Annotated in this window: 22 protein-coding genes; 13 read left to right on the forward strand and 9 right to left on the reverse strand. The window is 70.4% G+C overall.

Annotated features, from left to right (window positions below):
* Positions 1-25: 25 nt before the first annotated feature.
* From AB7M35_RS08795 to AB7M35_RS08805, 3 genes are all read right to left on the reverse strand, one after another.
* Positions 26-1,498 (reverse strand): pyruvate kinase, encoded by a 1,473-nt coding sequence (locus tag AB7M35_RS08795; protein ID WP_453958944.1) that lies wholly within the window; start codon positions 1,496-1,498, stop codon positions 26-28.
* Positions 1,499-1,668: 170 nt separating this feature from the next.
* Positions 1,669-2,436: a trimeric intracellular cation channel family protein gene (locus tag AB7M35_RS08800; RefSeq protein ID WP_453958945.1), complete on the reverse strand. Its 768-nt coding sequence runs from the start codon at positions 2,434-2,436 to the stop codon at positions 1,669-1,671.
* 223 nt (positions 2,437-2,659) lie between these two features.
* Positions 2,660-3,127: an Hsp20 family protein gene (locus tag AB7M35_RS08805; protein WP_453958947.1), complete on the reverse strand. Its 468-nt coding sequence runs from the start codon at positions 3,125-3,127 to the stop codon at positions 2,660-2,662.
* 171 nt (positions 3,128-3,298) lie between these two features.
* Between AB7M35_RS08805 and AB7M35_RS08810 the strand changes: the two genes are divergently transcribed.
* From AB7M35_RS08810 to AB7M35_RS08820, 3 genes are all read left to right on the forward strand, one after another.
* On the forward strand, positions 3,299-5,509 hold the full coding sequence (locus AB7M35_RS08810; protein ID WP_453958949.1) for an alpha/beta fold hydrolase: 2,211 nt from the start codon (positions 3,299-3,301) through the stop codon (positions 5,507-5,509).
* Positions 5,510-5,638: 129 nt separating this feature from the next.
* Positions 5,639-6,337 (forward strand): TerB family tellurite resistance protein, encoded by a 699-nt coding sequence (locus AB7M35_RS08815; protein ID WP_453958950.1) that lies wholly within the window; start codon positions 5,639-5,641, stop codon positions 6,335-6,337.
* On the forward strand, positions 6,337-7,080 hold the full coding sequence (locus tag AB7M35_RS08820) for an N-acetylmuramoyl-L-alanine amidase (protein WP_453958952.1): 744 nt from the start codon (positions 6,337-6,339) through the stop codon (positions 7,078-7,080). Before AB7M35_RS08815 ends, AB7M35_RS08820 begins: the two co-directional genes overlap by 1 nt.
* A gap of 128 nt (positions 7,081-7,208) precedes the next feature.
* On the opposite strand, the gene AB7M35_RS08825 is transcribed toward AB7M35_RS08820, so the two are convergent.
* On the reverse strand, positions 7,209-7,667 hold the full coding sequence (locus AB7M35_RS08825; RefSeq protein ID WP_453958954.1) for a DUF1236 domain-containing protein: 459 nt from the start codon (positions 7,665-7,667) through the stop codon (positions 7,209-7,211).
* Between the two features lie 366 nt (positions 7,668-8,033).
* On the opposite strand from AB7M35_RS08825, the gene AB7M35_RS08830 reads away from it, so the two are divergent.
* The 3 genes from AB7M35_RS08830 (at position 8,034) to AB7M35_RS08840 (ending at position 13,729) form a co-directional block, all read left to right on the forward strand.
* Complete coding sequence (locus tag AB7M35_RS08830; RefSeq protein ID WP_453958955.1) at positions 8,034-8,702, forward strand: DUF998 domain-containing protein; 669 nt, start codon at positions 8,034-8,036, stop codon at positions 8,700-8,702.
* A 147-nt stretch (positions 8,703-8,849) separates the two neighbouring features.
* Positions 8,850-12,110, forward strand: a complete 3,261-nt coding sequence (locus tag AB7M35_RS08835; RefSeq protein ID WP_453958957.1) for an autotransporter outer membrane beta-barrel domain-containing protein — start codon at positions 8,850-8,852, stop codon at positions 12,108-12,110.
* 233 nt (positions 12,111-12,343) lie between these two features.
* Positions 12,344-13,729, forward strand: coding sequence for a pyridoxal phosphate-dependent decarboxylase family protein (locus AB7M35_RS08840; RefSeq protein ID WP_453958959.1), 1,386 nt, complete (start codon positions 12,344-12,346; stop codon positions 13,727-13,729).
* A 69-nt stretch (positions 13,730-13,798) separates the two neighbouring features.
* On the opposite strand, the gene AB7M35_RS08845 is transcribed toward AB7M35_RS08840, so the two are convergent.
* The gene (locus tag AB7M35_RS08845; RefSeq protein WP_453958961.1) at positions 13,799-14,671 is read right to left on the reverse strand and encodes a hypothetical protein; all 873 of its coding nucleotides are present in this window, start codon (positions 14,669-14,671) and stop codon (positions 13,799-13,801) included.
* Positions 14,672-15,278: 607 nt separating this feature from the next.
* Between AB7M35_RS08845 and AB7M35_RS08850 the strand changes: the two genes are divergently transcribed.
* Entirely contained in the window at positions 15,279-15,815 is a 537-nt protein-coding gene (locus AB7M35_RS08850; RefSeq protein WP_453958963.1) for a hypothetical protein, read from the forward strand.
* Between the two features lie 40 nt (positions 15,816-15,855).
* Here AB7M35_RS08850 and AB7M35_RS08855 read toward each other — a convergent pair whose 3' ends face one another.
* A complete protein-coding gene (locus AB7M35_RS08855) occupies positions 15,856-16,386 on the reverse strand; it encodes a GNAT family N-acetyltransferase (protein ID WP_453958964.1) in 531 nt (176 codons plus the stop codon).
* A 175-nt stretch (positions 16,387-16,561) separates the two neighbouring features.
* Here AB7M35_RS08855 and AB7M35_RS08860 point away from each other — a divergent pair, with 175 nt between their 5' ends.
* From AB7M35_RS08860 to AB7M35_RS08870, 3 genes are all read left to right on the forward strand, one after another.
* A complete protein-coding gene (locus AB7M35_RS08860) occupies positions 16,562-17,035 on the forward strand; it encodes a nuclear transport factor 2 family protein (RefSeq protein WP_453958966.1) in 474 nt (157 codons plus the stop codon).
* A gap of 12 nt (positions 17,036-17,047) precedes the next feature.
* Positions 17,048-17,611: a TetR/AcrR family transcriptional regulator gene (locus AB7M35_RS08865; RefSeq protein WP_453958968.1), complete on the forward strand. Its 564-nt coding sequence runs from the start codon at positions 17,048-17,050 to the stop codon at positions 17,609-17,611.
* 172 nt (positions 17,612-17,783) lie between these two features.
* Positions 17,784-18,395 (forward strand): N-acetyltransferase family protein, encoded by a 612-nt coding sequence (locus tag AB7M35_RS08870; RefSeq protein WP_453958970.1) that lies wholly within the window; start codon positions 17,784-17,786, stop codon positions 18,393-18,395.
* A gap of 4 nt (positions 18,396-18,399) precedes the next feature.
* On the opposite strand, the gene AB7M35_RS08875 is transcribed toward AB7M35_RS08870, so the two are convergent.
* Complete coding sequence (locus AB7M35_RS08875; RefSeq protein WP_453958972.1) at positions 18,400-19,464, reverse strand: GlxA family transcriptional regulator; 1,065 nt, start codon at positions 19,462-19,464, stop codon at positions 18,400-18,402.
* A 100-nt stretch (positions 19,465-19,564) separates the two neighbouring features.
* Between AB7M35_RS08875 and AB7M35_RS08880 the strand changes: the two genes are divergently transcribed.
* The gene (locus AB7M35_RS08880; RefSeq protein WP_453958974.1) at positions 19,565-20,665 is read left to right on the forward strand and encodes a class I SAM-dependent methyltransferase; all 1,101 of its coding nucleotides are present in this window, start codon (positions 19,565-19,567) and stop codon (positions 20,663-20,665) included.
* Here the strand turns inward: AB7M35_RS08880 and AB7M35_RS08885 are convergent.
* The gene (locus AB7M35_RS08885; RefSeq protein WP_453958976.1) at positions 20,647-21,735 is read right to left on the reverse strand and encodes a GlxA family transcriptional regulator; all 1,089 of its coding nucleotides are present in this window, start codon (positions 21,733-21,735) and stop codon (positions 20,647-20,649) included. The two genes, AB7M35_RS08880 and AB7M35_RS08885, sit on opposite strands and share 19 nt — an antisense overlap.
* A 137-nt stretch (positions 21,736-21,872) precedes the next feature.
* Complete coding sequence (locus tag AB7M35_RS08890) at positions 21,873-22,451, reverse strand: TetR/AcrR family transcriptional regulator (RefSeq protein WP_453958977.1); 579 nt, start codon at positions 22,449-22,451, stop codon at positions 21,873-21,875.
* Positions 22,452-22,723: 272 nt separating this feature from the next.
* Between AB7M35_RS08890 and AB7M35_RS08895 the strand changes: the two genes are divergently transcribed.
* Together AB7M35_RS08895 and AB7M35_RS08900 are read left to right on the forward strand one after the other, a co-directional pair.
* The gene (locus AB7M35_RS08895; protein ID WP_453958978.1) at positions 22,724-23,785 is read left to right on the forward strand and encodes a class I SAM-dependent methyltransferase; all 1,062 of its coding nucleotides are present in this window, start codon (positions 22,724-22,726) and stop codon (positions 23,783-23,785) included.
* Positions 23,786-23,880: 95 nt separating this feature from the next.
* Positions 23,881-25,059, forward strand: a complete 1,179-nt coding sequence (locus tag AB7M35_RS08900; protein WP_453958979.1) for a class II histone deacetylase — start codon at positions 23,881-23,883, stop codon at positions 25,057-25,059.
* Positions 25,060-25,101 lie beyond the last annotated feature (42 nt).

Below are 25,101 nucleotides of genomic sequence, written 5' to 3' on the forward strand. Positions count from 1 at the left end.
ACCGGGGCGGCGGCCGCCGCCGCCCTCACCAGCTGCCGAGGCGGCGGAGCTGCGGCGTCTTCTTGTGGACGTGGTCGCCCATCCGGCCGAGCAGCCCGTCGAGGGCGTCGACCGCCTCCATGAGGTACGGGCCCTTGTTGAGCATCACGCATTCGGCGCGCCCGCCCATCGCCGCGTCGGTGAGCTCGGAGCGGGTGGGCACGCCCTTCTTCACCAGCTGCTCCAGCACCTGGGTGGCCCAGATCACCGGCACCTGCGCCGCCTCGCCGATCCACAGGATCTCCTCCTGCATCTCCGCCAGCCGGGCGAAGCCGATCTCGATGGCGAGGTCGCCGCGGGCGATCATCACCGCCACCGGCTGGCGGGCGCCGGCGCGCACGAGTATGCCCGGCAGGTTGCGCACCGCGCGCGCCGTCTCGATCTTCAGCACCAGCGCGATCTCCTGCCAGCCGTCGGGGCACGCCGCGGCCAGCGCCGCCTGCAGCCGGGCGACGTCGGCGGCGGTCTGCACGAAGGAGAACTCCACCGCGTCGGCGTGGGCGGCGACGAAGGCGAGGTCGGCGACGTCCTTGGCCGTCAGCGCCGGCACGTCGAGCTCGGTGTCGGGGAAGTTGAGGCCCTTCTCCGGCTTCAGCTTGACGCCGTCGCCGTCGCAGCGCGTCACCCGGGCGACAATCCGGCCGCCGTCGGCCTCCTCGATCACCGCGCCGATGCGGCCGTCGTCGATGAACACGCGGTGGCCGGGCAGCGCCGCCCCGAACACGTCGGGCAGCGTGCATTCCACCGCCGCCGCGCAGCGCCCCGCGAGCGCGCCGGCAAGGCGGCCGGGGGCGACGATGGCGATGCGGTCGTCCGGGTGGACGCGCTTCGCGCCGTCGCGCAGCCGGGCGGCGCCGGTGCGGATCTTCGGGCCGGCGAGGTCCATGAACACGCGCATGCGGTGGCCGGTGTCCGCCTCCGCCCGGCGGGCGTGGGCGATCATCCGGGCCCAGGCGCCGGCGTCGTCGTGGGCGCAGTTGATGCGGATCGCGTCGACCCGGCGCTCCGCCAGCGCCCGCATGAAGGCCGGGTCGTCGGCCGCCTCGCTCGGGCAGGTCACCATCAGCGCCGTCTGCCGGCCGGGCCCGCGCGCGCCGAACAGGTGCGCGGTGCGGGCGTCGAGGCGCGCCTCGCCGGCGAAGAACGCCGCCTCGTCGGCTGGCGGCGTCGGCGCCGCGCCGGTCATCGCGGCCAGCGCGGCGCGCACCGCGGTGAGCGTCGCCAGCACGCGGCTTTCCAGCCGGCCCAGCGACGACAGCCCCATGGCCATCAGGGCGCGCTGCAGCCGGCGCAGGTCGCGGTGGCGCAGCGCCAGGTAGGCGGCGAGGTTGTCGGCGCTCGGCGCGAAGTCCGGCCGGATGTCCCACTCCGCCCAGGCGGCGCGCGCGGCCGCCGCGTCGGCGGCGACGTCGGCGATCAGGGCGTCGATCTCGGCGAGAAGGCGGACGGGGTCGCTCATGGCGCGTTCCTTCGTGCGTGCGTCGCGCGGATGGATCCGAGCCATAGCCGCCCGCGCGCGCGGCCCCCTTGCGCGCAATCAAGGCTGCGCGATCGTGCGCGATTCCGCGCGCCCGTGCGCGATCACGCGGCGCCAGCCATAGGCGCCGTGCGCATCGGTTTTGTGACCGCCTACCAGTCCTCGCGGACGACGCGCTTGCCGGGGCTGACCAGCGGCGCGCGGTAGCCCCGCCGCATCGCGATCATCCGCATGGCGAACGCCCCGACCATCACCACCAGCGTCACCGCCAGCACGACCGGGAAGGTCACCATCGCCATCGGCTGCAGGTAGAGGATGAACAGCGAATAGATCAGCCCCCACAGCACGCTGATCTCGGCATAGAAGGCGCCCTTCAGGGTCGGGTTGTCGGCCCGCGCCCGCACCACGTCGCGGACGATGCCGCCGCCGGAGCTGGTGAGCGCGGCGAACGCCGGGCCCCACAGCCACAGCGGATGCGCGTCCATGCGGTGGGCGACCAGCACGCCGATCACCGTGAAGGTCGCGAGCCCGATGGCGTCGGACACGCCGAGCAGCAGCGTCGGCGACAGGCGGTTGCGATGGCGCACGAACCAGTCCACCACGTCGAAGAACAGGAGCGAGCGCCCCCTCAGCCGGTCGACGAGCTTCAGGAAGGCGATGGAAACGCCGACGGTCGCCACGATCAGCAGCACGTAGATGGGCGACTGCAGGATCGCCGGCGGCGAGCGGTCGAGGATGACGTCGCGGATCAGCCCGCCGCCGACGCCGGGCAGCAGCGCCATCACCAGGCAGCCGAAGTAGGAGTAGTCCTCCTCGCGGGCGATGATCACCCCCGACAGGGCGAAGGCGAAGGTGCCGAGCAGGTCGACCGCAAGGAACCAGCCCTGGCCGGACAGGGTCGACAGATGGTGTTCGATCATGGACGCGGCCCCCTGCTGCGCCCGGAGCCCCCTGCGCCCCGGCTCAGCGATGGGACCCGACGCACCGGATCCCGTCCCGACCTTACAACTCATATGCGTCCACGGTAGCCATGGAATGCCGTGGGGGCCGGCGCCGACGCAAAAAGGGCGCCCCGGTCTCCCGGGACGCCCCAACGGTCGTCTATCGTCCGATGCGGACGGCCTTTTCCTCTCGGAGAGGGTGTCAGGCCGCCTCCACCTCCGCCTCGATCTGCTTGCGCTGGCTGGCCGGCGCCTGGATCTCGATCTGCCGGGGCTTCTTGGCCTCGGGAATCTCGCGCTTCAGCTCAACGTGCAGAAGCCCGTTCTCCAGGCTGGCGCCGTTGACCACCACGTGGTCGGCGAGCTGGAAGCGGCGCTCAAAGGCGCGCGAGGCGATGCCGCGATGGAGAACTTCCTTGTTCTCCTCGAGGTCCTCGGTCTTCTCGCCCTTAACGGTGAGGGTGTTCTCGCGGACCTCGATGGTGAGATCGCTGCTGGCGAAGCCGGCAACGGCCATCGTGATGCGATAGTCGTTCTCGGCGGTGCGCTCGATGTTGTACGGCGGGTAGGTCGAGCCGGCGTCGGGCGCGCCGACGGTGTCCAGCATCGAGAACAGCCGGTCGAAGCCGACAGTCGAACGATAAAGGGGGCTCAGGTCGAAATGACGCATGGTCTTCCTCCAAAGTAGCGAGGTTGCACCCTTCGGGACCGGATTTCTGCCGGTTGACCCGTCCGCCGTTCTGGCCGGACGAAACCCCGAAGGCGCGGACCCTCCACGGGCGTCCGCAATTCGTGATATGGGTTGCCTCTCTCCGGGTGCAAGATTTCGAAGGCGCCGAAAATGGTCGATCCGCAAGCCCAGCCGACCCTCGTCGAGACGGCCGAAAACCCGCTTCCCGAAGGCGGCGAAACCGACTGGCTCTACCTCAACAAGGGCAAGGTCTGGCTCCGCTTTGCCGCCTGGCCGGCCGCCGTCGACGAGCCCCAGGGGACGGTGATCATCGCCACCGGCCGGGCCGAGTTCATCGAGAAATACGCCGAGACCATCGAGGACCTGCAGGCGCGCGGGTTCGCCGTCGCCGCCTTCGACTGGCGCGGCCAGGGCGGCTCCAGCCGGCTCCTGCGCAACGTCGCCAAGGGCCATGTGGCCGACTTCGACGACTACGTGGACGATCTGGAGGCCGCCGTCGCCGGCGCCGCCATCCGCGGCCTGCCGCGCCCCTTCTACCTGCTCGCACACTCCATGGGCGGCGCCGTGGCGCTGCTGGCGGCCAGCCGGCTTGCCGACCAGATCGAGCGCATGGTGCTGACCGCGCCACTGATCGAGCTCGCCGACAAGCGCGCCTCCAGCCGCTGGGCGAAGAACGCGGCCGGTGTCGCCGCCGCCGTCGGGCTCGCCCGCAGCTCGCTTCGCCCGGGCCGCGCGCCGGCGCCGCAGGACGTTCCCTTCGAGACCAACGTCGTCACCTCCGACCGCCGGCGCTTCGCCCGCACCCAGGCAGTGCTGAGGGCGGAGCCGCGGCTCGGGCTCGGTGCCCCCACCGTGCGCTGGTACGCCGCCGCCAACCGCGCCATCCGGACGCTGAACGAGCCCGGCTTCGGCGACGAGCTGAAGATCCCGGTTCTGATCGTGGCCTGCGGCATGGACACCGTGGTCTCGGTGCGGGCGATCGAGCGCTTCGCCAAGACGCTGCGCGGCGGCGGCCGGGTGATGATCCCCGGCGCCCGCCACGAGATCCTGATGGAGCGGACCGGCTTCCGGACGCTGTTCTGGGCGGCGTTCGACGCCTTCATTCCCGGCACCGGCCTGCGGCTGCCCACCGACATCGCCCCGCCGAAGGTCAAGATCGCGCCGCCGAAGACCCTACTCGCCCCGGTGCCGGCCGAGCCGCCGGTGGCACCCGAAGCTCCGGACCTCGCCGCGACCGGGCCGGAGCATGCCGACGACGGTTCGAACGTCGAGACGCGCCCCGCCGTAGAAACCGCGACGACCACGCCCGTCGAGGCGAGCGCCGATGCTGCGGCGGAGCCCACGGCCGAAACCGACAATACCGTGGAAGCGCGCGCCTCCGAGACGCTGGCGCCGCCCGCCCCCGAAGCCGCGGCCGTCGCCAAGCGGTCCCGGTTCGGCTTCTTCCGCAGGCGCAAGGCGGCCGAGCCGGAAGCGGAATCCGCCGACGAAGCCACCGCCCCGGAGACCGCGCCCACCGAGCCGGCCGACGACGATGCCTCCCGCTCGCAGGAGGCCGCCGAGACCAACGCCGCCGAAGCGGCCTTCGCGGCCGCCGCCAACCTGGTCGCCGAGGCGACGCGGGGCGAGACGCGCCCGTCGCCGCAGGCCTGGCAGGGACCGTCCACGGCGCCAGAGACCGGACCCACCACCACGGAGCAACCCGCCCCGGACCCCGCCGCGAGCGACGCGGCGGCGGACGACACCGCGGTGCGAGCCGCCGGCGGCAATGGCACCGGGCGGGTCAGCCGGCTGTTCCGGCGCCGCGACACGGGCGCCCCGACCGATGCCGCCGCGACCCCGACCGACGAGGCCACCGGCGACGTCCCGGAACAACCGTCCGACAGCGCGAACGCGACCGGCGACCCGACCGCGGCAGCACCGGAAAGCGAGGCCGAACCGACGGCGGAGATGACCCAGTCCGACGGCGTGCCCGCAGGGACGATCACCTTCAAGACCGCGTCCGAAACACCCGAGCCGGCGCCCGAGGCGACCGCCGTCGGGGACACCGCCGCACCCGTAGCCACCGAGACGAGCGACCCCATCACGACGGGCGTCGACGCCGCCGAGGTTGCCGCCGCACCGTCGGACGGTGTCGAGCCGTCCGAGTCGAAAGACGAATCCGCCAAGGCCGAGCCGGTGGCATTGGCCGATGCCGATGCGGCCGAAACCTCCGGTGCGACCGCCGAGCCTGAAGACGACGGCCCCGCTACGGCGTCCGACCCGTCAGAGGCCGCCGCGTCGGGCACCTCGCGCCGCAAGATCGGCGGCGGCGCCCGGCCGACGCCGCGTCCGGTCAGGCGCGGGCGGGGCAAGCGGTGAGCCGGGCCGGAAAAATGGGCCCCGGTTTGCCGCACACTTTCCCTGCCCGGCAGACCATGCCATCACGGTCCTGACCGCCGATCGGTTCGATCCGGCTTCACCCTGATCCTGCACCCTGGGCCCTCTCCTATGTCGATCTGGTCCCGCGTGACCCACGCCGTTCAGGACGTCACCACCGCTGGCGCCGACCTCGTCGAGCGCGTGGTGGAGACCGTTGCCGGAACCGAGGAGGAGCGCCGCGCCGTGGCGTTCACGGCGGCGATCGTGGCGCTCGCGGCCAAGATGGCGAAGGCCGACGGGGTGGTGACCACCGAGGAGGTCGCGGTGTTCTGGCGCAACGTCCAGATCCCCGCCGGCGAGGAGCGCAATATCGACCGGCTGTTCCGGCTGGCCCAGCAGGACGTGGCGGGCTTCGAGAGCTACGCCGAGCGGATCGCCCGCCTGTTCCAGGACGACCACGCCTTCCTCGTCGACATCCTCGACGTGCTTTTCCGCATCGCCGCCGCCGACGGCATCGTCCACGAGCACGAGCTCGGCTTCCTCGAGCGCGTGGCGGAGATCTTCGGCATCGAGGAGCTCGAGTTCCGCCGGCTCAAGGCGCGCCACATCCGCGAGGGCGCCATCGATCCCTACCTCGTTCTGGGCATCGATCCCGACGCCGATCCGGACGCGCTCCGGCAGCAGTACCGCAAGCTGGTGATCGAGCATCATCCGGACCGGATGATCGCGCGCGGCGTGCCGCCGGAGTTCGTGGAGATCGCCAACGACCGGCTCGCCGCCATCAACGCCGCCTACGAGCAGATCCGCCGCGAGCGCGGGATCCGGTGATGGGCGCTCCTTCCGGCCGCGATCCTCATGCTTCATGGCGGCCCTCGCCCAACATCGACGGCCGCAACGGCACCCGGCCGTCGCTGGTGATCCTGCACTACACGGGCATGCCGACGGCCGAGGGCGCGCTGGACTGGCTGTGCGATCCGCGCTCGAAGGTGTCGTCCCATTATTTCGTCTTCGAGGACGGCCGCATCGTCCAGTCGGTCGACGAGGCGGACCGCGCCTGGCACGCGGGCGTTTCCGGCTGGCACGAACTGCGCGACCTCAACGCCGCGTCCATCGGCATCGAAATCGCCAACCCCGGCCACGACCACGGCTACGTGCCCTTCCCCGACGTCCAGATCGACGCGGTGGAAGCCCTGGTCGGGCGGATAATGGCGCGCTGGGACATCCCGGGCCGGAACGTCGTCGCCCATTCCGACATCGCTCCGGGCCGCAAGATCGACCCCGGTGAGAAATTCCCGTGGGCGCGTTTCGCCGAAGTGGGCATCGGCGCCTTCGTGCCGCCGGCGCCGATCGAGGACGGCCCGTCGCTCGGCCCCGGCGATGCGGGCGAGGCGGTGGCGCGCGTCCAGCGGGGCCTTGCCGCCTTCGGCTACATGCTCGAGGAGACCGGACGCTACGACGACCGCACCGAGACGGTGGTCGCCGCCTTCCAGCGCCACTACCGCCCGGCGCTGATCGACGGGCGCGCCGACATTTCGACCCTCGACACCCTCGACCGGCTGTTGCGGGAATAGGTCGCGTGCCGCTCTCAAGCCGCGGTGTTGGCGGGGAGATGCCTGCCGCGCGCGGAAACGCAAACGGGCCGGCAACAGCCGGCCCGCGTAACGCGTTTCGTCATAGGTTCAGGATCAGGCCAAGGGGGTTACCCCTTGACGACGCCGAGCACCTTGCCCGTCTGCGCGTCCACCACGACCGTCTGGCCGTTGATGTTGGCGTAGGCGTACTGCGGATAGTCCGGCACCCTGACGACCTTCACGGTCTTCGGAAGCGGCTCGCCGATGCGGACCGGTTCCTGGACGGTCACGCGCGGGGCCGGCTTCTGCATCGCATAGGTGCCGACTTCGCGCGGAACCTGCTTGACGACGTGGACCTTCTCCGGCTGGCCCTTTTTCATCTCGGCCTCGGTGGTGTCGGCCGTCGCGCCGACGGTACCACCGGCGATCGCACCGATGACCGCCCCGGGAGGCCCACCAATGACCGCGCCCGCGGCGGCTCCGCCGACGACGCCGGTCATCGTCGCGTCCTGCGCCAGCGCCGGCGCGGCACCCGCGGTGGCAATGGCGATGGTGGCGGCAGATGCGAGGGTGAGGAACTTGTTCATGATCGGTACTCCTTTGCTGTGTCGGGACCGTCCCCGTCCAGGTTCACACCCGGCTGGCGGCGGTCGAGGCAGCCGCGAAGAGCGCTCGATGTGGTGAGAGCGCTCCCGCCCCGTTCACGGTTCGGGCAACGACCCCGTCTGCATTTTGTTCCCCGGAAATTTTGGCGGGGCGGCAAAGAATGGCCCCTGGCGAGCGCGCTCGGATCAGGCCCGGGGCGCGTCGAAGCCCGTAGAACGGGGCCTGCCGGCGCCTGCCGGCCGGGTCCCTTCCCGGGCGGAACGAGACGATCCGATTGGCGCGCGGTCTCGTATGACCGATGGGGGCACGCATCGCGCCCGCCCGTTTGCCGGACCAGGATCCCCATCGTGCCATCCAGCCCTTCCACCGCCCCTGCCCCGGCAGGCCCTGCCGCCCTCGCCGGTGCGTTCGCGTGGCTCGCCACCGTGCAGCTGTTCGCGGTGCAGATCGTGGCCCAGGGCCATGCCTCGAACTACACCATGCGCGACGACGACATCAGCGCGCTCGGCATCCCGTTCTGCGGTCCCGAAATCGATACCTGTTCCCCGCTCCACGCGCTCTTCAACGGCGGGATGATCCTGGTCGGCCTTCTCACCATCGCCGGCGCGCTGCTCACCTGGCGGGCCTGGCCCGACACCCGCCTGGCGCGGGCGGCGCTCGTCGTGCTGGCCGGCGCCGGCGTCGGCGCCATCCTCGTCGGATCCGCCACGGTGGCGACCCGCCCGCTTGTCCATGCGGTCGGCGCAGTGGCCGACTTCAGCTTCTGCGGCATCGGCATGGTGCTGATGGGCCTGGCCACGTGGCGCCGCGAGCGCGGCTTCGCCGTCTTCAGCGTCCTCTGCGGCCTGGTGGTGCTCGCCACCTTCGGCTTCTACGCCGGCGGGATCTATCTCGATCTCGGTCGCGGCGGCATGGAGCGCGTGGCGGCCACGTCCGCCACGCTCTGGTTCGTGGTGGCCGGCGTCAGGGTGTTCGCCCACGCCGATCCGACGGCCAATCGGCGCCCCGCACGGTAGCGCCGCCCGCGCTGCGTTGCGGCTCCGGCGCAACACCCCGCGCCGATCCGCGAGCCCGCTTCAGATCCCGGCTTGCGCAATCCCCGATTGCGGGAATGATATCGGACGAGATTCGTCCATTTAGTGCTTAGGGTGGGGGCCCGCGCCGTGGCAGATCCGTTCGCTGCAGACCGTTTCGTCGCCTGTTCGCCGTCCCGCCCGCCGCGCCCGCGCGCCGTCCTCATCGCCGGATTGCTGATCGCCGGGTGCCTCGCCGCCGCGCTCCGGCCGGCACCGGCCGACGCCCAGTCCTGGTCGCTCTACGACACCGGCGGAACCTCCTACGCCATCCAGCCGACCGGCAGCACCGACAACCGCTACAACTACGACATCTCGCTCAACGTCGGCGCCACCAGCACCAACGCACCGGTCAACGTGGAGATGGACACCGGCTCCACCGGCATCGTCATCACCGCGGATCTGATCAGCAGCAACAAGGCAGCCCTCACCGGCTCGCCCGGCTGGGCCTTCTACAACTCCTCCGGCCTGCTGGTGACCGGCGTGCTCACCCAGGCGACCGTCACCTACCGCAACACCGCGAACAACGCGCTGGTGACCGCCAGCGTCCCGGTCCTCGCCGTCATGCACCGCCACTGCCTGGGCGTCGGCGGCAACTCCGGCAACTGCTCGGAGACCGGCAACATCGCCATGATGGGCGTCGGCTTCGGCCGCAACACGCTTGGCGCCGACGCCAGCACCATCGCGGTGAACTCGATGGACTTCCAGACGATGACGGCCGCGCAGAAGAAATCGCTGGCCGGCCAGCTCGACAACGCCGGCGTCACTCCGCTCGCCTACAACCCGCTGGTCAACATCGACGGCGGCACCTCCACCTTCAACCAGGGCTACATCATCCGCGACGGCAAGATCGAGGTGGGCCTGAACGCCTCCAACACCTCCAACTTCGCCTACGGCAAGCTGCAGCAGACCACAGACAGCCAGGGCACCGGCAACTGGACCCAGGCCCCGATGTCCGTGCAGGTCGGCGCCAACGGCCCCTCCAGCGGCGTGCTTTTGGCCGACACCGGCGTCACCGACGGGTTCGTGCACATCCCCGGCGCGCCGCAGTCCGGGTCGCTCGCCGACGGCACGCTGGTGACCGTGCAGGTGCTCGATGCCGGCAGCCTCGTCAGCTATTCGTTCGTGGTCGGCAACCAGTGCGCCCAGACGCCCCAGCCGGCCAACTGCAATCCGCAGGCGCCGAACGGGATCATCTGGGTGAGCGGGTCCGAGACCGCCTCCTTCCTCAATTCCAGCATCTATTTCTACAAGGGCTTCGACTACCTGTTCGACCCGACCAACGGCTACCTGGGGGTGATGAACTCGCAGCGCGCCGGCACCACCGTCACCGTCACGCCGGTGATCTCGGCGCTCGGCCAGCTCGACTTCGCCAACCCCTTCACCACCGACATGCAGGTGCTGCTGCGCGGCGCCACCTCCATCGCCGCCACGACGACCGCCACCTTCAACGCCGCTCTCACCGGCTCCGGCAGCCTGACCCTCAACGGCGCCGGCACCGTGACGCTCAACGGCGCCAACACCTACACCGGCCACACCACCGTCGAATCCGGCACCTTCGCGGTGACCAACGCGCTCGCGAGCGCCGTGACGGTGCGCTCCGGCGGCATGTTCGACCTCTCCGGCCGGCTCGCCGTCTCCGGATCGGCCGCGGCGGTCGTGACGGTGGACAGCGGCGGCATGTTCGACCTCTCGGGCGCGGTGACGGGGGCGGTCTCCAACTACGGGATCACCACCGTGGAGACCTCCGGCACGATCACCGGCGACGTGACGAACGCCGGCACCTTTGCCAACAACGGCACCGTCACCGGCACGCTCACCTCCACCGGCCGCGTCCAGGGCACGGGCACCGTGACCAACCTCGTCGTGTCCGACGGCGGCACGCTGGCCACCGGCAACTCGGTCGGCACCATGACCGTCACCGGCAATTACACCTTCGGCCCGGGCGCCACCCGCGAGGTGGAGGTCTCAGCCGACGGCACCGTCGATCTCCTCACCGTCGGCGGCACTGCGACGCTGGCCGGCGGCACCGTCGTTGCGATCGAGAACCCGGCGCTGGTGCCGGTGCTCGGCGCGTCCTACGTGTTCCTGACCGCCGGCGGCGGCGTCAGCGGCACCCATGACACCCTGGTCGGCGGGCTGTTCCCGGACGCCAGCTACCCGTTCCTCACCACCGGGCTTTCCTACGCGCCCACCACCGCCTCCCTGGTGGTCACCCGCAGCGGCGTCACCTACGCGTCCGCCGGCGTCACCGACAACCAGAAGTCCGTCGGCGCGGCGCTGGACAGCTTCGTCCCCGGCTCCGCGCTCGACCTGCCGCTCACCCACCTGACGGTCGCCCAGTACGACGTCGCCTCCGACCAGCTCTCGGGCCAGATCCACGCCTCGGCGCTGACCACGCTGCAGAACGATGCGACGGTGGTGCGCAGCACGGTGGCGAACCGGCTGGAGGCCGCCTTCGCGGAGATGTCGGGCGGCCCGGCCTTCGCCGCCAACGGCGCCCCCGCCGCGCCGCTTCCGGGCGTCACCGCCAGCGCCTGGATCTCCGCCTACGGCAACTGGGGCGACACCGACGCGAGCTTCAACGCCTCGGAGCTCACCACGTCGCTCGCCGGCACGCTGGGCGGCATCGACGCCGCCATCCACGACTGGGGCCGGGTGGGGCTCGCCGCCGGCTACGGCGCCAGCCGCTTCAAGGCGGCCGACCTCTCCGCCTCCGGCACCGCCGGCTCGACCACCATCGCGGCCTATGGCGGCGCCGAGTTCGGCCGCCTGCGCGCGACCCTCGGCGGCACCTGGTCGTGGCACGACGTGGAAACCGACCGCCTCGTCGCGTTCCCCGGCTACTCGGAGACGAACGACGCCGACTACTCCGCCACCACCGGCCAGATCTTCGGCGAGGGCTCCGTCGACCTCGGCCTCGCCCAGGCGGACGTCTCGGCCTTCGCCGGCCTCGCCTTCGTGTCGACCACGACCGACTCGTTCAGCGAGGGAACCGGCCTCACCGCGCTGTCGGGCGGCGGCGACACCCAGTCCAACACCCTGTCGACGCTGGGGCTCAGGATCGCCAGGCTCTATCCCGTCGGCGGCGGCTGGCTGCGCCCCCACGCGACGCTCGGCTGGCAGCATGCCTTCGGCGACGTCGAGCCGGAGGCCGACCTCGCCTTCTCCCAGAGCGGCGCGGCGTTCACGGTCATCGGCGCCCCGATCGCCCGCGACGCGGCGGTGGTCGGCGCCGGCCTCGACTTCTCGGCCTTCCAGTCGGCCGAGGTCTCCGTCCGCTACGACGGCCGCATCGGCAGCGGGACCCAGGAGCACTCCGCCTCCGGCCACCTGTCGTTCACGTTCTGAGGGAGGCCAGCGCGGGCCACCTCGAGCATCCGGCGGTTCCATGCCGGTCCGGCGGCGCGACGCGTCGCGGATTGACATTCGCGGCCGCGCGACTACCCAGCATGATCGGACGGAGCCGATGCCCTGCGGGGGGATCTCCCGCGATCGGGCCGAGCGGCGTCCGTTTCGGATTGTTGGACAGCAAGGGCAGGATGATGGGCACGGATGACGCAGGCCGCGGGATTCGCGATCGCATGTTCCGGGAGTTCCGCGATCTCGATCTGCTCGACCGCGCCGGCGCCCACGCCCGCGCCTACGTGAAGGGCGCACTGGACCGCCACGTCTTCCCCACCGACGCGGCGATCGCCGCCCTCGACGGTTTCCGCGAGCCGCTGCCCGAGGCGCCCGGCGACGGCGCCGCGATCCTGGATCGGCTGCACGCGCTCGGAAGTCCCGCCACCGTTTCCCAGATCGGCGGCCGCTATTTCGGCTTCGTCATCGGCGGCGTCGTGCCGACGGCGCTCGCCGCCAAAAAGCTCACCGACGCCTGGGACCAGAACAGCGCGCTCTACCTGCTCTCGCCGGTCGCGGCCACTATCGAAGACGTGACCGAAGGCTGGCTGCGTGACCTGTTCGGCCTGCCCAAGGACACCGTCGCCGGCTTCGTCACCGGCAGTTCCCAGGCGATCTTCTGCGCGCTGGCGGCAGCCCGCTACCGGGTGCTGCAGCGCCAGGGCTGGGACGTCAACGCCGACGGCCTCGCCGGCGCGCCGCCGATCCGCATCGTCACCAGCCGCCAGATCCACGGCACCGTGGCCAAGGCGGTGGCGCTCCTGGGGCTCGGCACCCGCTCCATCGAGGTGGTGGAGACCGACGACCAGGGCCGCATCCGTGCTGACCTGATACCCGCGCTGGATTCCCGCACGCTGCTGATCCTTCAGGCCGGCAACGTCAACTCCGGGTCCTTCGACGACTTCGCCGCCATCTGCGGCAAGGCGCGCGACGCCGGTGCCTGGGTGCATGTCGACGGGGCGTTCGGGCTCTGGGCCGCCGCCTCGCCGACGCTGAAGCGGCATGTGGCCGGCATCGAGCTCGCGACCTCGTGGTCTGCCGACGCCCACAAGACGCTGAACGCGCCATACGACAACGGCATCGTGCTCTGCCGCGACCGCGACGCGCTGGTCCACGCCATGCAGGCATCGGGTTCGTACATCACCTACAGCGAGCAGCGCGACGGAATGACCTACACGGCCGAGATGTCGCGGCGGGCGCGGGCCATCGAGATCTGGGCGGCGCTGAAATATCTCGGTCGTTCGGGGCTCGCAGAGCTCGTGGACGGTTTCCACGCGCTCACCTGCCGCATGCGCGACCGGCTCGCGGCCGACGGCTATGCCGTCCTCAACGACGTGGTGTTCAACCAGCTGCTGGTCGCCTGCGCCGACGACCGGGAGACCGAGGCCGTGATGGCCCACATCCAGGCCTCCGGCGAATGCTGGGTGGGCGGCGCCCGCTTCGCCGACCGCGCGGTGATCCGCTTCAGCGTGTGTTCGTGGGCGACGACGCCCGCCGACATCGACCGCGCGGCGGCGGCGTTTGCCGAAGCGCTGAAATCGGTGCGTGCGCGGGAAGCGGCGGAATAACGAAAGACGCCGCCGGAAGGATCCGGCGGCGCTGCTTCAGTCGAAGGCGATGGGCGTCAGGTTGACGCCTCAGAGTTCGTCGCGATGACGTCCGCCCAGCGCACCGGCGGCCGCGGCGACGAACGCCCCGATCGCAAGCGAGATGGCCAGCGCGAACGATCCGACGGAAGCCGCCTGACGGGCCTCTTCCGCCGTTTCGCGGGCCGAGACGATCACCTGATCAACCCGCGCCTCGGCGTCCGCCTGGCTGAGGCCGGTGCGGCGGGAGACGATGCTGGCGAGGTAGGTGCGGTCGGCCGGCGACAGGTCGTCGGAGACGCCGCGCGCCAGGATGCGGCCCGCTTCGCCGCGCGCTTCGGCCGGCGTCGCCGGTTCCGTGGCGGCGGTGGCGTTCGGATCGGTGCGGAACAGCGTGTCGACGAGATAGCCGTCGCTGCCGTCCATGCTCTGGCCCACCGCGGCGGCGCTGGCGCCCTGCGCGGCGCCGGATCCGACGACGGCGGCAGCGCCGACGCCGGTGCCGGCAGCGGTCATCAGGCCGCCGAGAACGATGAGGGTCGCCAGCGCCCAGGCCAGGAAGCCGTGGGCGGTGTCACGGAAGAACACCTCGTCGGAATGCATCGCCGCCCATTTGGTACGGAGACGGCCGGTGAGGTAGCCACCGAACGCGGCGGCAAGCCACTGCACCACCACCAGCGCGATGACGGCGCCCACGCCGATGCCGGCGAGCGAGGCACCGCTGTCCGGCCACGCCGAGACGCTGGCGAAGCCGAGGCCGCCGGCAAGGCTCGAGAGGACCAGCGACACCGAGAGGGCGCCGACGGCACCACCGATGATCGCGCCCCAGGAAATGCCCGAGCGAGAGGATTCGAGGTTTGGCATTTCACCCGCGACATAAGCGGGCACGGTCGATCCCGCGGGATCGGCGACGACGGTTGCCATGTTTTTGTGTCCTGTAGGGCCAGAGCCTGATGCGACGGAGTGGATCACCCGGTCGGCAGGAGTTGGCTTAGACGCCGAGAAATTGAACGATTCCTCTTGGCTCGGATCTGGACGACCGGAGCCGGAATTCTTCTAGTGCCAGAAGAGGGCCAGAAGAATGATGATCGGAATCGGAACCCCGAGGAACCAGAGAAGAATTGAGCGGCCCATCTTTTGTCTCCAGATGTCGTTGTGGCACTCGACAACCACGATCGGGAGACAAATGTTCCGGCTCCGGCGGCGGGGGACGCAAATTATTTGGTCGCGGAAACACGCGCCTGGATGCGCACAGGCCCCGCCGTGTCCGGCTGGTCGTGGCGCCCTTTCAGGCCCACAGCTCCGGCCGCATCAGCGCGTTGGCGCAGCGGACCTTGCCGCGGGTCCGGGCGAGGACGCCCTCGCAGGAGGGGCGCACCATCCAGGCGTCCGCGTGCTCCGGCACGACCGGACAGGGCGGGGCCAGATGCCCCGATCGAGACGATGTGGAGATGCGGCTTGACATCTCCATCTATGTCATCCATCTATCGCATCTAACCACTCCATCCCAATCATCTCGTGGAGCATCCAGATGACTGAAGTCCTGACCGTCCTCACTTTCAAGAGCGCTCGCCACATCGTCCATGATGGAGGCACTCAATCGTGGGTCATCGGCCCGCGTCGCGCCAGCCGCTGCGCTTACGTTGTGTGCGTCCGCCATCAGCAAGGGCCTTACAAAGCCGAAGGAAACGAGCCCCACAAACACGCATTCTTGGTCGGAAAAATTAGCGGAGTGGTTCCGTCAAGCGAGACTCCGGATAGGTTTCGCGTCGAAATGTCGGAGTACGCCATCGTCAACGGTCCAAAAATCCCGCTGAATAGCGCGAGCCCGACACAGTATTTCCCCTCGCTCGATAAAATCGGCATCGATGCGGCCGCGCTAGAATGGAAGCCGATTTCTGATCTGCCGGACGAACATGTCGGCGCAGCACCTGTCAACACACATGTCCGGGATGCCGGAAATGGCGATAGCATCTCGGCAGTATCGGTCTTGATGCAGGCGAAGAAACTGGTGGCCGATGGTCTCGACGTGCCTCTAAGCGCCGTCGAAATAATTGTCCGCACCTAGATTCGGTCCCGTCTGCTGTCTTGCCGTCGGCACCGGGCCGTCAGGCCCACAGCTCCGGCCGCATCAGCGCGTCGGCGCAGCGGACCTTGCCGCGGGTCCGGGCGAGCACGCCCTCGCAGGAGGGGCGCACCATCCAGGCCTCCGCGTGCTCCGGCGCAACGGCGAAGGGAGGAGCCAGATCGTGGCGCGCCGCCGGGGTGAACCCGAAGCGGGCGTAGTAGGCGGGATCGCCGAGCACGAACACCAGCGCGATGCCGCCGGCGGCGCAGCGGGCCAGCCCCTCGGCGACGAGCGCCCGGCCGACGCCGCTTCCCTGCACCCTGGGCAGCACGGCGAGCGGCGCCAGCAGCGACGCGGCCGGCCGGTCCTGGTCGCCGACCTTCGCGTGGGTGAACAGGATGTGGCCGACGGGAAGGTGGTCGCGAACCGCCAGCAGGGAGATGAGGGGCTCCGCCGTCGGATCGGACAGCAGCGCCCGGACCAGGTCCGCCTCCGCCTCCCGGCCGAACGCCTGCCGCTGCGCATCGAGCACCGCGCCGACATCTCCATCGGCGGTATCGCGAATGATCATGGACCCCACCAGACCGGTCACCTCACGGGTTCGCCCCTTAGGCCACACTCGCGCGTCGGCTGGCCGCTGGAAAGCCCCTCCCCCGATCACTTTTGCGGCCGGCCCGATTGACAGGATCAGGTTCTCGGCTTTACCAATCGGTACAAATTAGACCGATTGGTACAGAGAGACCGCCATGCCGGAGACCCGCCCGCCTCTGCCGCCGTTCACCCGGGAGACCGCCATCGCCAAGGTGCGCGGCGCCGAGGACGGATGGAACTCGCGCGATCCCGAGCGCGTCTCGCTCGCCTACACCGTCGACAGCGTCTGGCGGAACCGGTCGGAGTTTCCGAAAGGCCGCGAGGAGATCGTCGCCTTCCTCACCCGCAAGTGGGCGCGCGAGCACGAGTACCGGCTGATCAAGGAGCTCTGGGCCTTCGAAGGCGCGCGGATCGCCGTCCGGTTCGCCTACGAGTGGCACGACGACGCCGGAGACTGGTACCGTTCCTACGGCAACGAGAACTGGGAATTCACCGACGCCGGCCTGATGGCCCGGCGGTTCGCCTCCATCAACGACCTGGCGATCGAGCCCGACGAGCGGAAGTTCTCCTGGGACCGCAGCGGACCGAGGCCGGCGGACCACCCGGGCCTTTCCGATCTCGGCCTCTGAGGGGCCGCCCCCATGGCCCGAACCGTGGCCGAGCGCCAGGACGTCGTCCCCCTGCTCGTCGAGGTGTTCCGCGAGCACGGCTACGAGGCCGCCAGCCTGTCGCTGATCGGCAAGGCGACGGGGCTCGGCAAGGGTAGCCTCTACCACTTTTTCCCGAACGGGAAGGAGGACATGGCGGGGGCCGTGCTCGCCCACATCGACGGCTGGTTCGAGACACATGTGTTCGCGCCGCTGCGCGACGCGGAGGATCCGGCGGCCGGGATCCGGGCCATGCTGACCGAGACCGATGCCTATTTCCGCTCCGGCCGGCGGGCCTGCCTGGTGGGGATCTTCGCGCTGGGGGATGCCCGCGACCGCTTCGCCGAGGCGATCCGCTCCTACTTCCGCCGCTGGGAGGACGCGCTCCGCGATGCGCTCGTGCAAGCCGGCCACCCCGCCGTCGACGCCGCCGCGCTGGCGGAGGACGCCATGGCCGCGATCCAGGGCGCGCTGGTGCTGGCGCGCGCCCACGACGATCCGGCCTGCTTCACCCGGACCCTCGACCGGCTGGCGGCGCGGCTGGACAGGGGGCGCTGATCGCCGTCTCACGCCGCGAATGGCACGATCGTCCCGGTTGCGGCATGTCCGCACCTGAACGGGACGCCGGTTTCGGGGCATCTGGGCCGCACGCGCCGGCCACGCCTCTCCACAGCACCGCGACCCGGTTGCAGGAGAGCATTGCCCCGCCCGTTGCCCGAGGACCAGAGCCATGACCGTACAGACGCGCATCACCATCCGCGCCGCCCTGCCCGCCGACGCCCCGTTCCTGGCGCGCATGATCGACATCGCCGGCGAGGGCATCCCGACGTGGCTGTGGGGGCAGAGCGCCCAGGCGGGGGAAAGCGCGCTGGACGTCGGGGCGCAGCGGGCCCGGCGCACGCAGGGCGGCTTCTCCTACACCAATGCCCTGATCGCCGAATTCGCCGGCCGGCCGGCGGGCATGATGCTGGGCTATGTGATCGGCGAACCGAGCGACGCGGACCGCGCGGAAATCGTCAGCCTGCCCGCCGCGATCCGGCCGTTCGTGGAACTGGAGCACGAGGCGCCGGGCAGCTTCTACGTCAACGCGCTTGCCGTGCGGCCCGGGCTGCGCGGCCACGGCATCGGCACCGCGCTGATGCGGGCCGCCCAGGAGCACGCCGTCGCGGCGGGTGCGAGCGAACTCAGCATCCAGGTGTTCTCGCAGAACACCGATGCCCTGCGGCTCTACGAGCGGCTCGGCTACCGGACCGTCGCCTCGCGGCCCGTGCTCGACCACCCCTGCCAGCCCTATTACGACGAGGACGTGGTCCTGATGACCAGGCCGGGCGGCCGGGACTGACCGCCTACCCGGCCGGCATCGCCCGTTCCTGCGCCGGCCGGGCGGCGGCGAGCGCGACCCGCACGGTGCGGAAGCGGCGGCGGTAGTCGGAGGGCGACAGCCCGACCTTGCGGCGGAACAGCCGGCGGAAGAAGCTGGCGTCCTCGTAGCCGATGTCCACGGCCACCGCCTCGACGGGAAGGTCCGTCGTCTCCAGGATCTGCTTTGCCTCCTCCAGCCGCAGCGTGTGCACGTAGTCGATGGGCGGCATCCCGGTCGCCTGGGTGAAGCGCCGCTTGAAGGAACGTTCCGACAGGCCGCTGCGCGCCACCATCGCGGAGACCGCATGCGGCTGCGCGTAGTGGTCCGCGAGCCAGACCTGGCAGTCGGCGATCTGGGCATCCAGCGCCTTGCGGGTGTTGGAGAGCACGGCGAACGGCAACTGGCCGTTGGCGTGCCAGTCGAGCAGATAGATCCGCGCGATCCGCATCGCCTCCTCGGTGCCGAAAAAGCGCGCGATCAGGAACAGCGCCATGTCCTGCCAGGAGGTGCCGCCGCCGGCCGTGAGCACGCGCTGCCCCTCTCCCGACGCCGCCAGCACGCGCGCCCCGTTCACCGTCACCTCCGGGTACCCCTTCGCCAGCGCGTCGCAATAGGCCCAGTGGGTCGTGGCCTCGTGACCGTCGAGAAGACCGGCCTCCGCAACAAGAAGCGCGCCCGAACACGCCGCCGCGATGGTGGCTCCGGCGGCATGGGCCGCGCGCAGCCAGGCGACCGCCTCCGGATAGCGGTCCGCCACGCCCGCCTCCGGCGCGACGAAGAGGTCGGAGATGCAGATGAGATCCGGCGTCGGACATTCGGCGAAGCCGAGGTCCGGCTGCAGGGCCACGCCGTTCGCCGCGCGGACGGGCGTCCGGTCGGCGCCGACCAGCACCGGGCGGATCAGCGGTTCGCCCGGCGTGCCGGTGGTGATGAACGGCCAGTCCCGGCCGACCGAGGCGAACACGTCGAACATGCCGTAGAGCGTCGAGGCGGTGCTGTCGGGCACCACCAGGAGCGCCGCGGTGAGAGGGCGTCTGTCCGTGGTCATTGGCGCATTCGTCCCGTTTGCGTCCTGAACGACTTTAGCCGATTTCCACCCGAGGACGTATGCCCGTCGCCTCACACGCACCAAACGCATGGAGGCACCCATGGATGCGCACGCGGACCCCTCTCTCGATCCGGCCGACTTCGACGAAGCCCGCCTCGCCGGGTTCGAAACCCGGCTGGTCGCCGCCCTCAACGAGGCCGCCATGCTGCTGATGGTCTCGGTCGGCCATCGCAGCGGACTGTTCGACGCGCTGGAGCGCGCCGGATCCACGACCATCGCCGGTCTCGCCGGCGCCGCCGGCTGCAGCGAGCGCTACGTGCGCGAGTGGCTGGGGGCGATGACGGCGGCCCGGATCGTCGCGCACGATCCGTCCGACGGGACCTACGCCCTTCCCGCCGAGCACGCCGCGCTGCTCACCCGCGACGGGATCGCCAACCTCGCCGGCATGGCCCAGTACATCCCGCTTCTGGGCGGCGTGGAGGACGACATCGTGCGCTGCTTCCGCGAGGGCGGCGGCGTGCCCTACGCCCGCTACACCCGCTTTCACGAGGTGATGGCCGAAGACAGCGGCCTGACCGTGCTGCCGGCCCTCGTCGACGCGATCCTGCCGCTCGTCCCGGGCCTGACCGAGCGGCTCGAGGCAGGGATCCGGGTGCTGGACGTCGGCTGCGGCCGCGGCCGGGCGCTGCACCTGCTGGCGCGGACGTTTCCGAACAGCCGCTTCACCGGGTTCGACCTGTCGGAGGAAGCGATCGGCTGGGCGCGGAGCCAGGCGGCGGCCGAAGGTCTGGAGAACATCGCGTTCGAGGTGCGCGACCTCTCCGACTTCGACGTCAGCGCGCCGCCCGCCTGCTTCGATCTCGTGACCAGCTTCGACGCCGTGCACGACCAGGCGAAGCCGCGGGCGCTGCTGGCCGGCATCCGCCGGACGCTCGCCGAGGACGGCGTCTATCTCGCCCAGGACGTGCAGGGAACCAGCCACCACCACGGCGACCGGGACCATCCGCTGGCGACGCTGCTCTACACCGTGTCCTGCATGCACTGCACCCCGGTCTCGCTGGCGCAGGGCGGCGAGGGACTGGGCGCAATGTGGGGACGCGAAGTCGCCGAGCGCTACTTCCGGGAGGCTGGGTTTGGCAGCGTCGAGGTCCACGAGCTGCCCCACGACGCGCAGAACTTCTACTACGTCTGCCGTCCCTGACGGACGGTCACGCCGGTCGGCCCAGGCGCCGGCCGGCCGGCCCCTTCCCGCCGCCTGGCGTATTCGGGGATCTGGAAGCGCCGCCGATAAGAGCCCGGCGACAGGCTGGTCACCCGCTTGAACAGGCGGCGGAAGAAGGCGGGGTCCTCGTAGCCCACCTGCCAGCTGATCGTCTCGATCGGTTCCGCGGTGCTCTCCAGACGCCGCTTGGCCTCCTCGACGCGCATCCGCTGGACATAGTCGATCGGCGACCGGCCCGTCGCCGCCGTGAAGCGCCGCTTGAAGGTGCGCTCGGCGAGCCCCGAGCGGCGGATCATCTCCTCAACCGGCGAGCCCACCGAGAAATGGTCCGCCAGCCACCTCTGGGCATCCGCGATCGTCGCGTCGCCGTGGTCGGACTGACCGTCGAACACGATGTAGGGCGATAGTCCGTCCCAGTGCCACTGGAGCGCGAAGAAGCGCGCGATCGCCTGGGCAACGTTGGCCCCGCCGTTCCGCGCCGCGAGATAGAGCACCATGTCGTGCCACGACATGGAGGCGCCGGAGGAAACGAGGTTCTCCGTCTCGCCGGACACGACGAGGGGGCGTTCCGGGAAGACCGGGATGCCGGGATAGGTCTGGCGGAAAACGCGCTCGAAGCCCCAGTGCACCGTGGCCTCGTGCGCGTCGAAGGCGCCGGTCTCGGCGAGCAGGAAAAGGCCCGAGCAGGCCGACGCCAGAACGGCTCCCTGCCTGTGCTGCTCGGACATCCAGTCGACCAGTTCGCCGTGGCGCCCCTTCTGCCAGACGCCATCGGTGAGCAGCAGCGACGGCGCGATCACGATGTCGGCGCGCCCGACGTCGCGGACGGACCGCTGCACCTCGATCGGCATGCCGCTCGCGAGCGGCAACTTTCCGGCCTCCGCGCCGACGATCTCGACGCGGAAGGGAGGCGCCATCGGAGGCAACTGGCCGGTTTCGACGAGGAACGGGATCGAGGACAGGACGTCGTGGATGCCGGCGAGCGTCGACATCATCGCATCGGGGAACGCGACGATGCTCACATGCAGTTGGCGACCATCATCCGGCATGGTCGTTGTCCCGACGCAGAGATGACTGGATGACGACCGTTCTTGCACCCGTTGTGCGAAGGGTCAACGCGCATTTTGGGTTGCATGACGCCGGCAGTCGTTCGCGCGGCGGGCGCGTTTCATCTGGCGACGTCGCGCTAGGCCGACCCTATCGCCCGGACCATCGCATCCACCGCTTCATCCGGCGCGAGCCCGCCTTCCCGCACCAGGCTGCGCCAGGTGTGAAAGCCGAGCGCCAGCCCCAACATCGCCTGCCCGGTATGATCGAGCTCCGCCCCGAGGACTTCGTGGAAGGCCATGAACAGCGGACCCATCCGCAGGGTCACAATCTCCCGTGTCAGCTCGTGAGACTCCGCGTCGCGGAGCACGCAGGCCGCCTGCCCCTCGTTGCGGCCGTACCAGGCGTAGATCGCACCGAGACCGGCTCGCAGGCGCTCGTCGCGATCAGGAACGGCCCGCCAGGGCTCCGGATCCGGCAGCGGGTCCTGCTCCAGGGCGGTGGCGGAGCAAGCGAGCAGCAAGGCCCGCTCGTCGGGAAAGTGGGCATAGAGCGTGTGGCGCTGAACGCCGGCGCGCTCCGCCACCATGGTCAGCGTCGTGAAGGCCGGACCGACGGTCGCGTGCAGCCCCATGGCGGCATCGACGATGCGCTGCCGCGTTTCCGCCTGCCGCTCGGCACGCTTTTTCAGCGTGTATGGGCGGGTCTTCGATTTCACTGCACTTGATCGTGCATCCATATTGACGTCGTGAGATATTTTCATTACACACCAATGTACGTTTAAATTTCCGATTGTCCAGCAAGGGCCGGCGGCGGGCTTCGGCCGGTGCCCTGTCGACTGTCGAACCGCTCTGGCCACCACCGAATGGCACAAATGACCCGTTCCTGACCTTGCACGCACTCGTTGTGAGGGCGCTCCGCACGCATGGTCGCGCTGCAGAAACGCCGGGGCGCCAATGGGCGGCTCCGGCCAGCCCAAGGAGAAACAGGATGAACGCGATCAATCACGACAGGCTCGCGGCGCTGACCACCCAGGCGATTTCCGACCTTTCGGCCGGATATGCCGGCGTCATGGTGTCCATCGGCAATCGGCTCGGCCTCTACAAGGCCATGGCCGGTGCCGGCCCCCTCACCGCGGCCGAGGTCGCCGGGCGCAGCGGCTGCACCGAGCGTTACGTGCGCGAATGGCTGAACGCCCAGGCGGCCGGCGGCTATGTCGCCTATCACCGCGCCAACGCCACCTACGAGCTGACGCCCGAGCAGGAGCAGGTCTTCGCCGACGACGGAAGCGCCGTGTTCGTGCCGCACGCCTGGGAGGTCGTCGCCTCGCTCTGGCAGGACGCTCCTCGCGCCGCCGAGGCGATCAGGACGGGCGACGGCATCGCCTGGGGCGATCACGACGAACGCCTGTACTGCGGCTGCGCCTCGTTTTTCCGCAACTCCTACAAGGCGAACCTGATCTCCGACTGGATCCCGTCGCTCGACGGCGTGGCGGAGCGGCTCGAGGCCGGAATCACCGTGATCGACGTCGGCTGCGGCCACGGACATTCGACCGTGCTGATGGCGAAGGCGTTTCCGAACTCGCGCTTCTTCGGCGTCGATGCCCATGCCGGATCGATCGCCGCGGCGCGAGCGCTCGCCGAAGAGGCCGGCCTCGGGGATCGCGTGCGCTTCGAGGTCGGCGACGCCCGCAGCTATCCGGATCGCGGCTACGACCTCGTCTGCTTCTTCGATTGCGTGCACGACATGGGGTTCCCGGTCGATGCCCTGGCTCACGCGGCCGAGACGCTCGCCCCTGACGGCACCGTCATGCTGATCGAGCCGTTCGCCGGAGATCGCGTCGAGGAGAATTTCAACCCGGTCGGGCGGCTCTACTACGCGGCCTCCACGACGCTCTGCTGCGCCCACGCGATCTCGGAGCGGGGCACGCATGTGCTCGGCGCCCAGGCCGGGGCCCGCGAGCTCGCCGCCGTCTGCGAACAGGCGGGACTGTCGAAGGTCCGCCGGACGTTCGCGACCCCGTTCAACATGGTGATCGAGGCCCGAAGATAGCGGCCCCGCGCCGCTGCCCCGAAAGTCCGCCCGAGCCGCGCGGCGCGGGCGGACCTCTAGAGGCACGCGGCACTTCATTCGATGGGAGACTGAAAATGACGCCTACTCAAGGCGATCGCACGGGACTGGTCTGGGACGAGCGCTTCGCGCGCTACGACCCGGCGCCGGCGTCGCCGAACGGCTGGAACGCCCCCTTTTCCTCCGCCGACGGGCTGGAGTCCAAGCGCCGCATCTGGAGCCTTCTCCAGGCCAGCGGGCTTGCCTCCGGCCTCGCGCCGATCGCCCCGAGACCGGCCGGCGAGCAGGAACTGTTGCGCGCCCATTCCAGCGCCTATCTCGACCGGCTTTCCGCGTTGGCGGCTGGCGGCGGCGGCGATGCCGGCGACAGCGCCCTGGTCTCGCGTTCGAGCCTGCCGGTCGCGCGGCTTGCGGCCGGCGGCTGCATCGAGGCCGCAGATCGGATCGTGCGGGGCGACGTGCGCAACGCCTACGCCCTCGTCCGCCCGCGCGGCCACCATGCCGAGCGGGAGCGTGGCCGCGGTTTCTGCGTGTTCGCGAACGCGGTGCTCGCCGCGCGGCACCTCCAGGCGGTTCACGGGATCGAGCGCATCGCGATCATCGACTGGGACGTCCACCACGGCAACGGAGCCCAGAAGGCCTTCTACGCGGAGCGGAACGTGCTGACCGTGTCGCTCCACCAGGAGGGCTACTATCCGGCCGACAGCGGCGGGGTCGACGAGCGCGGCGAAGGTGCGGGCCTCGGCTCCAACCTCAACCTTCCGCTGCCGCCTGGCTCCGGCCACGGCGCCTATCTCTCGGCGTTCGACGAGATCGTGCTGCCGGCGCTCGCGGCCTTTCGGCCGGAGTTCGTCATCGTCGCCTGCGGCTTCGATGCGGCGATCGGCGATCCGTTCGGCCGGATGCTCTGCACCAGCGAGACGTTCCGCCAGATGACGAAGGCGGTGCGGGACATCGCCGACGTCCATGCCGGAGGGCGGGTGCTGTTCTGCCAGGAAGGCGGATATTCGCCGAGCTACGCGGCCTATTGCGCGCTCGCCGTGATGGAGGAGCTGTCGGGCATCCGCACGGCCGTTCAGGACCCGCTTCTCGCCTGGTACGCCGACATCGGCGGACAAGACCTGCAGCTCCACCAGGCGGTTCGGATCGAGGCGCTGGGCCGCATTCTCGGCGTCTCGCCGGCTCTCGGCCGCGCGGAGAACTCTGCGCCGCAACGTGCAGCGAAGGGCATCGGCCGGCAGCGCGACGCGGCCTGAGGGACAAAGAAAGGGCCGGCCGCGGCGTGCGCGACCGGCCCC

The organism is Amorphus suaedae (genome assembly GCF_053629675.1).